Source organism: Klebsiella sp. 54, from assembly GCF_018223875.1.
GTDB classification, from domain to species: Bacteria; Pseudomonadota; Gammaproteobacteria; order Enterobacterales; family Enterobacteriaceae; genus Klebsiella; species Klebsiella quasipneumoniae.
Map to the genome: position 1 here is coordinate 36812 of NZ_JAGRRA010000010.1, position 12504 is coordinate 49315.

Genomic DNA, 12504 nt, shown 5'->3' on the forward strand with positions numbered 1-12504 from the left:
TACCCGGCCTACAAATCCCCGCGGCGTCGGGGCTTACAGCACCTTATGCGGGCCGAAGCATTCGTAATGAATGTGGTCTTTATTGACCCCTAATTCTACCAGCTGCTTCGCTGCAAACTGCATAAACGCTACCGGGCCGCAGAGATAATACTGCATCTGCGGTTCGCGAATAGTTTCCGCCACCGCCGCTAAATCCATCAAACCTTCGCTATCAAAACGTCCTGCCTGACGGTCAGCCTCGCTCGGGTTGCGATACCAGACGTGAGCGGTAAACGCCGGCAGCGCCGCGCCGAGCGCCTGCACTTCATCGGCAAAGGCGTGGACCTCGCCATTTTCCGCCGCATGGAACCAGTTCACCTGACCCTGATGATGGCTCTTCGCCAGCGCATCCAGCATCGCCAGCATCGGCGTTTGCCCGACGCCGCCTGAGATCAGGGTGACCGGCGTCTGCGGCTCAACATTAAGGAAGAAATCTCCCGCCGGGGCGGCCAGATAGACCACATCGCCTTCGCTGGCATGGTTATGCAGCCAGCTGGAAACCTGGCCGCCTTCCTCGCGTTTAACCGCGATGCGGTAGCCCTTGCCGTCCGCTTTGCGGGTCAGGGAGTACTGGCGAATTTCCTGATATTCGAAGCCTTCCGGCTTCAGCCAGATGGCCAGATACTGGCCAGGCTGGTAATCGGCGACCGGCTGGCCGTCGACCGGCTCGAGCTCAAAGCTGGTGATAAGCTGGCTGCGCGGAGTTTTCCTGACGATGCGGAACGCGCGGGTCCCTTCCCAGCCGCCGGTTTTACTGGCGTTTTGCTGATAGATCTCGGCTTCGCGGCCGATAAAGACGTTCGCCAGCACCCCGTAGGCTTTACCCCAGGCATCGAGCACTTCCTGGCCCGGACTGAACATTTCATCGAGGGTCGCCAGCAGATGACTGCCAACAATATTGTACTGCTCCGGTTTGATCTGGAAGCTGGTGTGTTTCTGGGCGATCTTTTCCACCGCCGGCAGCAGGGCAGGCAGGTTATCGATATTGCTGGCGTAGGCGGCAATGGCGTTGAACAGCGCTTCACGCTGGTCGCCGTTGCGCTGGTTGCTCATATTGAAGATCTCTTTGAGCTCCGGGTTATGCGCGAACATCCGATCGTAGAAATGGGCGGTTAACTTTGGTCCAGTCTCTACCAGCAGAGGGATGGTGGCTTTGACCGTAGCGATGGTTTGAGCGTCGAGCATAGTGTGCTTCCTTGGGGGTTATCTTAATGATGTATTTTAAATGCATCTTAAGGAAATAACCCTGCGTTGTAAATGGTTCTTTAACACTTTCCGCCGTTGCAGTTACAACATGAAGAATTTGCATCACAATCCTGAAAAGAAATCCGTTGATACTGAGAGAGGCGTTATTGCTCAAAGCCTTGTGTCATGCGGAGCCAAACGTTTGCGTAAAATCCTTTGTCAAGACCTGTTATCACAGAATGATTCGGTTATACTGTGGGCCGTTGTCCAATCGGACCGCCTTTTTAGGCCGAAATTTTATTGTTAGCTGAGTCAGGAGATGCGGATGTTAAAGCGTGAAATGAACATTGCCGATTATGATGCCGAACTGTGGCAGGCTATGGAGCAGGAAAAAGTACGTCAGGAAGAGCACATCGAACTGATCGCCTCCGAAAACTACACCAGCCCGCGCGTAATGCAGGCGCAGGGCTCTCAGCTGACCAACAAATACGCTGAAGGATATCCGGGAAAGCGTTACTACGGCGGCTGCGAATACGTCGACGTGGTTGAGCAACTGGCTATCGACCGCGCGAAAGAGCTGTTCGGCGCTGACTATGCTAACGTCCAGCCGCACTCCGGCTCCCAGGCTAACTTTGCCGTCTACACCGCGCTGCTGCAGCCGGGCGACACCGTGCTCGGTATGAACCTGGCGCAGGGCGGCCACCTGACTCACGGCTCCCCGGTTAACTTCTCCGGCAAACTGTACAACATCATCCCTTACGGTATTGATGAGTCCGGCAAAATTGACTACGACGACATGGCGAAGCAGGCTCAGGAACACAAACCGAAGATGATCATCGGTGGTTTCTCCGCTTACTCCGGTATCGTTGACTGGGCAAAAATGCGTGAAATCGCTGACAGCATCGGCGCTTACCTGTTCGTCGATATGGCGCACGTGGCAGGCCTGATTGCCGCTGGCGTATACCCGAACCCGGTTCCGCATGCTCACGTCGTGACCACCACCACCCACAAAACCCTGGCGGGTCCGCGCGGCGGCCTGATCCTGGCGAAAGGCGGTAGCGAAGAGCTGTATAAGAAGCTGAACTCTGCGGTATTCCCAAGCGCGCAGGGCGGCCCGCTGATGCACGTTATCGCGGCGAAAGCGGTGGCGCTGAAAGAAGCGATGGAGCCAGAGTTTAAAGTTTACCAGCAGCAGGTTGCGAAAAACGCCAAAGCAATGGTGGAAGTGTTCCTGAACCGCGGCTACAAAGTGGTGTCTGGCGGTACTGAGAACCATCTGTTCCTGCTGGACCTGGTGGATAAAAACCTGACCGGTAAAGAAGCTGACGCTGCCCTGGGCCGCGCCAACATCACCGTCAACAAAAACAGCGTGCCGAACGATCCGAAGAGCCCGTTCGTGACCTCCGGTATCCGCATCGGTTCTCCGGCTGTGACTCGTCGCGGCTTTAAAGAAGCGGAAGTCAAAGAGCTGGCTGGCTGGATGTGTGACGTGCTGGACAATATCAATGACGACGCGGTCATTGAGCGCGTGAAAGGTAAAGTGCTGGATATCTGCGCCCGCTTCCCGGTATATGCGTAAGCGTTAGCGTTGACATCAAAAAGGCCGCTTATGCGGCCTTTTTTGCGTCTGGAGATTAGCGGCGGTCGAGGGAGATCGCCCCGGGGCCGGTTACCGCTAGCAGCAGGAAGGCGCCGGCGATGCTGACGTTTTTCCAGAAGTTAATCATGTTCGGCAATACCGCATCGCCAGTCATATCCCAGTAGTGATGGCCAATCACCGCCGTGCCGAGGGTGTAGAAGATAAAGATGACCGCCAGCGGGCGGGTGAAAAAGCCCAGCACAATTAAAATCGCGGCAGGCACTTCCATAATGACGGCGATAATCGCCGCCAGGGTCGGCATCGGCGCGCCGGAGGCGGCCATGTATTGCACCGTACCGCTAAAGCCCAGCAGTTTGGGGTAGCCAAAAAGTAGAAACAGAACCACCACGGCGATGCGGGCGATGAGCAGTAGCAGAGAGCGGGATGCGCCAAAATCAAAATAGCGGAGTGTGTTCATAATCAGCTCGTTATGAGAGACGTGTGATTTAAACGTAATACACAAAGTTGCCAGCCGCCATAGCAGGAAAATAATAATGTCGCGCTTCGTTTCATTAGGATTTCGCCGTATCGTTGGTCGCACTTTGATGCCCGGTTATCGGATTTTATTTAATACAACCGGTGACGGAGTGGGGAGTGCTCCGTGATGCGCGTCACGATTTAAAGACAAATGTACTCAACTTCCATATAGAGAGTGAGACACAGGTTTACTCACGATGGGGTTTATCGCCAGACTATCGCCACCATTCGGGAGGAAATCATGGTCTTGCACTCCACGCGCTGGCTGGCGCTCAGTTATTTCACTTACTTTTTTAGCTACGGTATTTTTCTGCCCTTCTGGAGCGTCTGGCTGGCCGGCAACGGGCTGACCCCGGAAACCATCGGCATTTTGCTTGGCGCCGGTCTGGTGGCCCGTTTTCTCGGCAGCCTGCTGATTGCCCCGCGGGTGAGCGACCCCTCCCGGCTGATCGCCGCGCTGCGCGTGCTGGCGCTGTTAACCTTGCTCTTCGCGCTGGCCTTCTGGGCCGGCAGCCACGTGGCATGGCTGCTGGCGATTATCATCGGCTTCAACCTGTTCTTTTCACCGCTGGTGCCGCTGACGGATGCTCTGGCCAATACCTGGCAAAAGCAGATCACCATGGACTATGGCCGGGTGCGGCTATGGGGCTCCATCGCCTTTGTGATTGGTTCGGCGCTGACCGGTAAGCTGGTGAGCCTGTTCGATTACCGGGCGATCCTGCTGATGCTAAGCCTGGGCGTCGCCTCGATGCTGCTCGGCATGTTGCTTAAGCCGTCGGTGATGCCTCAGGGGGCGTCGCGCCCGCAGCAGGGGGCCGGAATGGCGGCCTGGCTGACGCTGGTGCGCCAAAGCTGGCGCTTTCTCGCCTGCGTTTGTCTGCTGCAGGGGGCACACGCCGCCTACTATGGCTTTAGCGCCATCTACTGGCAGCAGGCCGGCTATTCGGCCTCGGCGGTCGGTTATCTGTGGTCGTTAGGCGTGGTGGCGGAAGTGGTGATCTTCGCGCTGAGTAAAAAGGTGTTCCGCCGCTTCAGCGCGCGGGATCTGCTGCTGCTCTCTGCCTTGTGCGGGCTGGTTCGCTGGACGCTGATGGGCTGGACCACAGCGCTGCCGGGGCTTATCCTCGCGCAGATCCTTCACTGCGGGACCTTTACGGTGTGTCATCTGGCGGCGATGCGCTATATCGCCGCCCGTCAGGGTAGCGAAGTGATCCGTCTGCAGGCCGTCTACTCCGCGGTGGCGATGGGCGGGAGTATCGCCATTATGACCGTCTTCGCCGGCTTCCTCTATCAGCACCTGCACCAGGGCGTATTCTGGGTGATGGCGCTGCTGACCATCCCGGCGATGGCTATTCGGCCAAAAGCGGTGGCGGCCTAGTCCTCGAGCATCGCGCAGATATGCTGCTGCTGGCGTTCGGTGAAGCAGTTCTCCGCGTGGATCAGCGGCGGTGAAAACAGCGGTAGCGCCGTCGCATAAGGGGTGACGATAAGCGTCACCCCTTTGGGCGCACCTTCCTTCTGAAAGCGCTCTACGCTCTGGTATTTGATATTCAGCGGCAGCAGCGTCAGTTCGCGCAGCTGCTGCTCCAGGGCCGCTTCCATATCCGGATTATCATCGGTCAGCAGCAGAACCTGCTTCTCGTGCAGGTCGCTTTTCTGCATCAGCCAGGCGCCAAAGATCACCGCGATTAAGCTGGTCTCTTCCTCATTAAAACGGACGTGCCAGGCCTCCTCGAATTCGCTCAATGCCGCCTGGGTGGTGCGTAGTAAACGAGGATAGAGCCGGCTCACTTCCTCCGTGAGCGTGCTGTCGATGCCGATGGCAAACACGCTGCGGATCAATGCCTGCGACAAGTGAATATAAAGCTGGTCGCTCAGTCCCTGCTCGTCACTGAACGACCTGCCGGCGAGCATCTGGAAGCGGTGGATCAGGCCGGAAATAGCCAGCCGCAGGCGTCGATCCTGCGGGTGACCATCGCGAAGCGGATCGGGGGTTTTGAGCATCATAAACAGCAGCGAGAGGAAAAAAGGCTCTCCGACATGCGGCGGAGCGCCGACCCGGCGCTGCCAGTGGCGGACAATCTCCTGCGCCAGAGTGAACTCGGCGGCGGTCTGCGCCCAGCGTTGCTGTTCATCATTGAAGTCGGGTGAATAGCCCCGGTGATGCTCAAGCAGGCAGTACTGCAGGTACAGGCGCAGAAACTGGACGTCCCGGCAGTCGAACTGGCGATTGAGCGCTCGTGCGCAGCGGTTCACCAGCGCCTGCAGGTTGGTATCATCGTACAAGGTACGGGCGATGCCTTCCTGTTTAAGCTGCGTTTTCAGCGCCGGGGTAAAATGATGGTTAACGAACTGCGGGCACAGGCGCAGGCCCCGCCGCAGCGCATGCAGCAGGCATAAACGTTGGTCGAGCGCGGCGCCTTCAATCCGATAGCTGCCGTCCACCTGTGACCGAAGGGTCAGGCGGTGGTAACGCTGAATTTCGCGTCCGGTCTCCTCGATATCCTGCCGGGCCGTGGTCTCATCAACGAGGTTGATTCTGCCAAGCCGTTCAGTCGTTACCGACTGTCCGGGCAGATAAAACATCAGGAGCACCTGGCTACGGCGCTGTGGACTGGAAAGCGCAGATGGTGGTTCAATGACGGTCATCATCTGGTAAGTTCCAGTTAGGGTTTCCGCTAAGGATAGACAATGACGGCGGCGGGGGCAGGGAAGTGCGCCCGCTTTAGCTCAGGATTGCTGGCGAAGTTCACAGAATTTTTCACGTGAGGAACAGATGAACAGAGTGAAACAATGCACCAGCGCGGCGTTTTTCATGGTTTTATCATGGACAGCCGCTGCGCATCCGCATAGCTTCATCAGTTTGCAGAGCGAGCCGGTGGTCAAAGACGGCCTGCTGAGCGCCTTTAAAATGCGCTGGACAATGGATGAAATAACCTCCTCGGATCTGCTTTACGACGCCGGAAACGCTAAACCGGGCAGCGAAGTGTGGAAAAAGCTGGCGGCGGAGGTGATGGCCAACGTGCTCGGCCAGCACTATTTCAGCGAGCTGTGGCACAACGGCCAGCGGGTGAAATTTGACAATCGCCCCGACGGCTACGGCCTTGAGCGCGACGGCCTGCAGGCGGTACTGACCTTTACCCTGCCGCTGGCGACGCCGCAACCCGTTGCCGGGCAGACGTTTACCTTTTCCACTTTCGATCCGACCTACTATGTCGATATGTTTTATGACAAAGATAGCGATTTTACCCTGCCCGCCGCGCTGCAGGCCGTCTGTAAGGCAACGGTGATGACGCCAAAACCGAATGACAAAATGCTCTCATACGCCCAGTCGCTGGATAAAGCGGATGCGCCGCCTGAGGATATGGCGCTGGGCAGCTATTTTGCCCAGAAGGTGACGCTGACATGTCAGTAATTTTTACCCCCCGCGCGCGAACTTCGCGCTGGAAAGCGCTGTGGCCGCTGGCGCTGCTGCTGGCCGTGAGCGTAACGGGCGGCATCTGGCTGTGGCTGGCCTGGCCGCAGGTGCTGATGCAGAGCGCGGTCTGGCAGCGCGCGCTCAATCTGGAGCTCAGCCGCCTGCTGCAGGCTGTGGCGGAGAACCCGGCTGCGGCGGGGCTGTCGCTGCTTGGATTCAGCTTCGGTTACGGGGTGCTACATGCCTTAGGGCCCGGCCACGGCAAAATTGTCATTACGACCTGGCTTGCCACCCATCCCTCAAAGCTGAAATCGAGTATTAACCTGACGCTGGCCGCCTCTTTGTTGCAGGGGCTGGTGGCTATCGCGCTGGTGGTGGTGGTGCTGGCGCTACTGCAGCTGCCAGCGCGCCAGCTGCATCTCAGCAGTTTCTGGCTGGAGAAGGGCAGCTATTTGCTGGTGGGCGCGTTAGGTCTGCTGCTCTGCTGGCGGGCGCTGAAAAAGCTGCGTCTGCTGCTGAGCCGGCCAACGTTTACCGCGTTCACCCCGCATCATGTTCATAACGAACACTGCGGCTGCGGGCATCAGCATCTCCCGGCCCCGGAGCAGCTGCAGGCCGGCGATGACTGGCGGGCCCGTACCGTGATTGTCCTGTCGATGGGCATGCGTCCCTGCTCGGGGGCGATCATGGTCCTGCTGTTCAGCAAAGTGATCGGGGTGTTCAACTGGGGGATGGCGGCGGCGCTGGCGATGGCGGCAGGGACCTCATTGACTATCACGGCGCTGGCGGTGCTGGTGCACAGTTTTCGCCAGCTGGCGGTGAAGTTGGGTCAGCATCAGGCGCCGCCGCTGTGGCGCCAGGTAGGCTGGCTGACGCTGGCGCTGGCCGGCGGCGTCATTTTGCTGGCGGCGGCAGGCGTGATGTGGTTCAGCGCCGTCCCGGCCGGCGGCGGGATCCGTCCGTTTTAGCCAGGCGTCGGGCGCAAATCCGAAAGTGGGCGCCGGCGCTTGCCGCTGACGCGGCGATGCTCTAGTTTTCCGCTTTTCGGCGGATGACAAGGAGTCGCTATGGCCGCAAATATCGTTTCTCCCGCGCAGAACGGGCGGTTCTATTATGGCTGCGCCGGCGCCGCCGGGCTGCTGGCGGGCCTGGCGATCGTCTTCTGGTTTCCAGCCCTGGCCAGCTGGTGGCCGTCCGATCTGGTGCGCGTCTACCACGCCATGCCGTATGTTATGCGATTCGGGGTGGCGAGTGTCGCGGATATCCCGCTGGTGGCCTACGCCACCCTGACGCTGTCAGGCTTCGTGCTGGCCTTTTGCCATCCCGGGCACAGTAAACTGCCCGTCGTCGCCTGGGCTGTACATAACCAGCCCTCGCCGCGGGAGATGGTCGACTGGATCCTGCGCAGCTGGGTGTTGCAGTTCGGTTTTCTGGTGATCATTTTCTGGCGTTTCGCGTTTATGAGTAAGCTAAGCAGCGACAGGCTAATGCAGATTGCGGGCATCTGTAACGATGTTTGCTATCTGGCCACGCTGGTGCTGGCAGCAATACTGCTGCGCGACGGCTGGCGCGGCGTTAAAGGCGTTGCCGCACCGGCAGGCAATATTCGCATTCCGCTGATCTTTGCCCTGAGTTTTTATCTGCCGTTTCAGCTGGTATGGATTTTACTCAGTGCGCAGCAGTATGAGCTGCCGCTGTGGGGATGGCTGCTGCTGGTTCCGGCGATGGTGGGCGTGCTGCTCGCTCGCCTGGCGACGGTAGGAATAGCGCTGTGTTTCCGGTGCTGGCTGGGGCCGCAGGGCTGCCTGCGCTGGCGCGGACCGCTGGCTTTATTTAGCGGCCTGACGGTGCTCTGTATTGGCGGTAATGCGGTGATTCGCCAGATCCTGAGGATGCTGTCATGACATAAAAAAAGGAAGCCGCGGCTTCCTTTTTGACATCAGTAAGAGATTAACGCTTCAGCGCATCGCTCAGCTGCTCGCGCATGTTCGCCAGCATCGCTTTTACCACGCGCGGGTTACCGGCAACGATGTTACCCGTCAGCATATAGTTATGACCGCCGGTGAAGTCGCACACGATAGCGCCTGCTTCACGAGCGATCAGCTCGCCTGCGGCGAAATCCCATGGTTTCAGGGCGATTTCAAAGTAACCGTCAACGCGGCCGGCGGCAACGTAGGCCAGATCCAGTGCGGCGGAGCCGGTACGGCGGAAATCGGCGCATTCGGTGAACATGTTGCCGAGAATATTCATGTAAGTGGTGGCGTGCTGCTTCGCCTTGAACGGGAAGCCGGTCGCGATGATGGTGCCGTCGAGGTCGCGAGCGTTGCTGCCGCGCAGACGGTAGCCGTTCAGCTGCGCGCCCTGGCCGCGGGTCGCGGTGAACAGTTCGTTACGCATCGGATCGTAAACCACCGCGACTTCAGTACGGCCTTTGATGCGTACGGCGATGGAAACAGAGAAGTGCGGCAGACGTTTAACGAAGTTGGTGGTGCCATCCAGTGGATCGATAACCCATTGAACATCCTGCTCTTCACCAGCGTGTTCACCGCTTTCTTCGGTGATAATGGTGTGCTGCGGGTAAGATTTGCGAATGGTTTCGATAATAATCGCTTCGGCGGCTTTATCGACGTTGGTCACAAAATCATTGCTGCCTTTCTGGCTGGTTTCTACGGTGTCTGGCGTTTCGTAGTGTTTGGCAATTAAATTACCCGCCTTGCGCGCGGCGCGCACGGCGATGTTCAGCATCGGATGCATCGGTCTCTCTCACTGGATGTTAAAGAACGGGAAAAAACGGCGCATATAATAACAGCGAAATCTGCTTATGTCTCCGTTTTATGGTAGCATGCCCGAATAATCTTTAGCCGAAGAACCATAATGCTGCAAAATATTCGAATCGTACTGGTAGAAACTTCCCACACCGGCAATATGGGCTCCGTTGCCCGCGCGATGAAAACCATGGGCTTAACCAACCTGTGGCTGGTCAATCCGCTGGTGAAGCCTGATTCCCAGGCCATTGCGCTGGCCGCGGGTGCCAGCGACGTCATTGGCAACGCGCAGATCGTCGATACCCTTGATGAAGCGCTGGCGGGCTGTAGCCTGGTGGTTGGCACCAGCGCGCGCTCCCGCACGCTGCCGTGGCCGATGCTCGACCCGCGCGAATGCGGTCTGAAAAGCATCGCCGAAGGCCAGCATGCGCCGGTGGCGCTGGTGTTTGGCCGCGAGCGCGTTGGCCTGACTAACGATGAACTGCAGAAGTGTCACTACCATGTGGCCATCGCCGCCAACCCGGAGTACAGCTCGCTGAACCTGGCGATGGCGGTGCAGGTTATCGCCTATGAAGTGCGGATGGCCTGGCTGGCGGCGCAGGAGCAAGCGCAGCCGGCGGTTGAACATGAAGAGGCGCCGTACCCGCTGGTGGACGATCTCGAGCGATTCTACGACCATCTTGAGCAGACGCTGCTGGCGACGGGCTTTATCCGCCCGAATCATCCGGGGCAGGTGATGAACAAGCTGCGTCGTCTGTTCACCCGCGCACGTCCGGAAAGCCAGGAGCTGAACATCCTGCGCGGCATGCTGGCGTCTATTGAGCAGCAGAATAAAGGTAAGTAAGAGCGTTAACGCCGGATGGCGCTTCGCTTATCCGGCCTACGAATCTACATCTCTGTTGTAGCCCGGGCGAGGCCTTTGGCCGACCCCGGGAGCGGCTCGAAATTAATAACGGCACGGAAAGCCAAATACCTGACTAAAACAGTCAAGTAAATAGTTGACCAAATTACTCGGGAATGTCAGACTTGGCCCTGCTATGCAATACCCATATTAATAAAAAGCCCGGCCAGGGGCGAGTTTGAGGTTAAGTAAGACATGAGACTGACATCTAAAGGGCGTTATGCCGTGACCGCGATGCTTGACGTTGCGCTCAACTCTGAAACGGGCCCGGTGCCGTTGGCAGATATTTCAGAGCGTCAGGGAATTTCGCTTTCCTATCTGGAACAGCTGTTCTCTCGCCTGCGTAAAAATGGCCTGGTTTCCAGCGTTCGTGGCCCAGGCGGTGGTTATCTGTTAGGTAAAGATGCCGGCAGTATCGCCGTCGGCGAAGTCATCAGCGCCGTGGACGAATCCGTTGATGCCACCCGTTGCCAGGGCAAGGGCGGCTGTCAGGGCGGCGATAAATGCCTGACTCACGCGCTGTGGCGCGATCTGAGCGAGCGTCTGACCGGCTTCCTGAACAATATCACCCTCGGAGAACTGGTGAATAACCAGGAGATCCTCGATGTTTCCGGTCGTCAGCATCAGCACGAAACCCAGCGCAATGCGCGCACCCAGGACGCGATCGACGTTAAACTGCGCGCCTGAGTGACCCGTCCCGTTTCGGGCTGCGGCTGACAGGGCGAGGCAGCGCGAAACGGCGGGACAACGATTATAAAGAGCTTTCAGAATCAGGCCGGGATGCTCCGACATTCCGTGTACTCGGTCGTACATCAAGCCGGTTGCCTGATTCCTTGCATTGAGTGATGTACGGAGTTTAAGAGCAATGAAATTACCGATTTACCTCGATTACTCCGCAACCACGCCGGTGGACCCGCGTGTTGCCGAGAAAATGATGCAGTTCCTGACCATGGACGGGACCTTTGGTAACCCGGCCTCTCGTTCCCACCGTTTTGGCTGGCAGGCTGAAGAGGCGGTTGATATCGCCCGCAATCAGATTGCCGAGCTGGTCGGTGCCGACCCGCGCGAAATCGTCTTTACCTCTGGTGCGACTGAATCCGACAACCTGGCGATCAAGGGTGCTGCCAACTTTTATCAGAAAAAAGGCAAGCACATCATCACCAGCAAAACCGAGCATAAAGCGGTTCTGGATACCTGCCGTCAGCTGGAGCGCGAAGGCTTCGAAGTGACCTACCTGGCGCCGCAGAGCAACGGGATTATCGATCTGAAAGAGCTGGAAGCGGCGATGCGTGACGACACCATCCTGGTTTCCATCATGCATGTGAATAACGAAATCGGCGTGGTGCAGGATATCGCTACCATCGGCGAGATGTGTCGCGCCCGCGGTATCATTTACCACGTAGACGCCACCCAGAGCGTGGGCAAGCTGCCTATCGATCTCAGCCAGCTGAAAGTGGACCTGATGTCCTTCTCCGGTCACAAAATCTACGGTCCGAAAGGCATCGGCGCGCTGTACGTGCGTCGTAAGCCGCGCATTCGTATCGAAGCGCAAATCCACGGCGGCGGCCACGAGCGCGGTATGCGTTCCGGTACTCTGCCTGTTCACCAGATCGTCGGCATGGGTGAAGCTTACCGTATCGCCAAAGAAGAGATGGAAAGCGAGATGGCGCGTCTGCGCACGCTGCGCAACCGTCTGTGGAACGGCGTGAAGGATATGGAAGAAGTGTACCTCAACGGCGACCTTGAGCAGGGCGCGCCGAACATTCTTAACGTCAGCTTCAACTATGTTGAAGGCGAGTCGCTGATTATGGCGCTGAAAGACCTGGCGGTTTCCTCCGGTTCAGCCTGTACTTCCGCGAGCCTTGAGCCATCCTACGTGCTGCGCGCGTTAGGCATGACTGATGAACTGGCGCACAGTTCTATTCGTTTCTCTTTAGGTCGTTTCACTACCGAAGAAGAGATTGACTACGCCATCAACCTGATTCGTAAATCCATTGGCCGTCTGCGCGAGCTTTCTCCACTGTGGGAAATGTTCAAACAGGGCGTGGATCTGAACAGTATTGAATGGTCACATCACTAA

The 12504-nt window shown here is 57.9% G+C and carries 12 protein-coding genes; 8 read left to right on the top strand and 4 right to left on the bottom strand.

Features of this window, described 5'->3' with window-relative positions:
• Positions 1-33 precede the first annotated feature (33 nt).
• A complete protein-coding gene (gene hmpA, locus KHQ24_RS18710) occupies positions 34-1224 on the bottom strand; it encodes an NO-inducible flavohemoprotein (protein WP_211777406.1) in 1191 nt (396 codons plus the stop codon).
• Between the two features lie 325 nt (positions 1225-1549).
• Here hmpA and glyA point away from each other — a divergent pair, with 325 nt between their 5' ends.
• A complete protein-coding gene (gene glyA, locus KHQ24_RS18715) occupies positions 1550-2803 on the top strand; it encodes a serine hydroxymethyltransferase (protein WP_002914027.1) in 1254 nt (417 codons plus the stop codon).
• Between the two features lie 55 nt (positions 2804-2858).
• On the opposite strand, the gene KHQ24_RS18720 is transcribed toward glyA, so the two are convergent.
• Complete coding sequence (locus KHQ24_RS18720) at positions 2859-3281, bottom strand: DoxX family protein (protein WP_048326434.1); 423 nt, start codon at positions 3279-3281, stop codon at positions 2859-2861.
• 300 nt (positions 3282-3581) lie between these two features.
• Here KHQ24_RS18720 and KHQ24_RS18725 point away from each other — a divergent pair, with 300 nt between their 5' ends.
• Entirely contained in the window at positions 3582-4718 is a 1137-nt protein-coding gene (locus KHQ24_RS18725) for a 3-phenylpropionate MFS transporter (protein ID WP_130945592.1), read from the top strand.
• On the opposite strand, the gene csiE is transcribed toward KHQ24_RS18725, so the two are convergent.
• Entirely contained in the window at positions 4715-5992 is a 1278-nt protein-coding gene (csiE, locus tag KHQ24_RS18730; RefSeq protein ID WP_017900424.1) for a stationary phase inducible protein CsiE, read from the bottom strand. The genes KHQ24_RS18725 and csiE overlap by 4 nt on opposite strands.
• Before the next feature lie 124 nt (positions 5993-6116).
• Between csiE and KHQ24_RS18735 the strand changes: the two genes are divergently transcribed.
• From KHQ24_RS18735 to KHQ24_RS18745, 3 genes are all read left to right on the top strand, one after another.
• A complete protein-coding gene (locus KHQ24_RS18735; RefSeq protein WP_087832031.1) occupies positions 6117-6755 on the top strand; it encodes a DUF1007 family protein in 639 nt (212 codons plus the stop codon).
• On the top strand, positions 6746-7726 hold the full coding sequence (locus tag KHQ24_RS18740) for a nickel/cobalt transporter (protein ID WP_130945593.1): 981 nt from the start codon (positions 6746-6748) through the stop codon (positions 7724-7726). The genes KHQ24_RS18735 and KHQ24_RS18740 overlap by 10 nt, the downstream gene beginning before the upstream one ends.
• 99 nt (positions 7727-7825) lie before the next feature.
• Positions 7826-8662: a hypothetical protein gene (locus KHQ24_RS18745; protein ID WP_211777407.1), complete on the top strand. Its 837-nt coding sequence runs from the start codon at positions 7826-7828 to the stop codon at positions 8660-8662.
• Positions 8663-8708: 46 nt separating this feature from the next.
• Here KHQ24_RS18745 and suhB read toward each other — a convergent pair whose 3' ends face one another.
• Positions 8709-9512 (bottom strand): inositol-1-monophosphatase, encoded by an 804-nt coding sequence (gene suhB, locus KHQ24_RS18750; protein ID WP_002913995.1) that lies wholly within the window; start codon positions 9510-9512, stop codon positions 8709-8711.
• Positions 9513-9632: 120 nt separating this feature from the next.
• On the opposite strand from suhB, the gene trmJ reads away from it, so the two are divergent.
• The 3 genes from trmJ (at position 9633) to iscS (ending at position 12504) form a co-directional block, all read left to right on the top strand.
• Complete coding sequence (gene trmJ, locus KHQ24_RS18755; protein WP_017900427.1) at positions 9633-10367, top strand: tRNA (cytosine(32)/uridine(32)-2'-O)-methyltransferase TrmJ; 735 nt, start codon at positions 9633-9635, stop codon at positions 10365-10367.
• Between the two features lie 252 nt (positions 10368-10619).
• Positions 10620-11111, top strand: coding sequence for a Fe-S cluster assembly transcriptional regulator IscR (iscR, locus tag KHQ24_RS18760; protein WP_002913993.1), 492 nt, complete (start codon positions 10620-10622; stop codon positions 11109-11111).
• Between the two features lie 178 nt (positions 11112-11289).
• Entirely contained in the window at positions 11290-12504 is a 1215-nt protein-coding gene (gene iscS, locus KHQ24_RS18765; RefSeq protein WP_017900428.1) for a cysteine desulfurase, read from the top strand.

Bases quoted from the DNA above. Each gene is read 5' to 3' on its own strand.
- hmpA (WP_211777406.1), bottom strand. From the start codon at position 1,224: ATGCTCGACGCTCAAACCATCGCTACGGTCAAAGCCACCATCCCTCTG.
- glyA (WP_002914027.1), top strand. From the start codon at position 1,550: ATGTTAAAGCGTGAAATGAACATTGCCGATTATGATGCCGAACTGTGG.
- KHQ24_RS18720 (WP_048326434.1), bottom strand. From the start codon at position 3,281: ATGAACACACTCCGCTATTTTGATTTTGGCGCATCCCGCTCTCTGCTA.
- KHQ24_RS18725 (WP_130945592.1), top strand. From the start codon at position 3,582: ATGGTCTTGCACTCCACGCGCTGGCTGGCGCTCAGTTATTTCACTTAC.
- csiE (WP_017900424.1), bottom strand. From the start codon at position 5,992: ATGATGACCGTCATTGAACCACCATCTGCGCTTTCCAGTCCACAGCGC.
- KHQ24_RS18735 (WP_087832031.1), top strand. From the start codon at position 6,117: ATGAACAGAGTGAAACAATGCACCAGCGCGGCGTTTTTCATGGTTTTA.
- KHQ24_RS18740 (WP_130945593.1), top strand. From the start codon at position 6,746: ATGTCAGTAATTTTTACCCCCCGCGCGCGAACTTCGCGCTGGAAAGCG.
- KHQ24_RS18745 (WP_211777407.1), top strand. From the start codon at position 7,826: ATGGCCGCAAATATCGTTTCTCCCGCGCAGAACGGGCGGTTCTATTAT.
- suhB (WP_002913995.1), bottom strand. From the start codon at position 9,512: ATGCATCCGATGCTGAACATCGCCGTGCGCGCCGCGCGCAAGGCGGGT.
- trmJ (WP_017900427.1), top strand. From the start codon at position 9,633: ATGCTGCAAAATATTCGAATCGTACTGGTAGAAACTTCCCACACCGGC.
- iscR (WP_002913993.1), top strand. From the start codon at position 10,620: ATGAGACTGACATCTAAAGGGCGTTATGCCGTGACCGCGATGCTTGAC.
- iscS (WP_017900428.1), top strand. From the start codon at position 11,290: ATGAAATTACCGATTTACCTCGATTACTCCGCAACCACGCCGGTGGAC.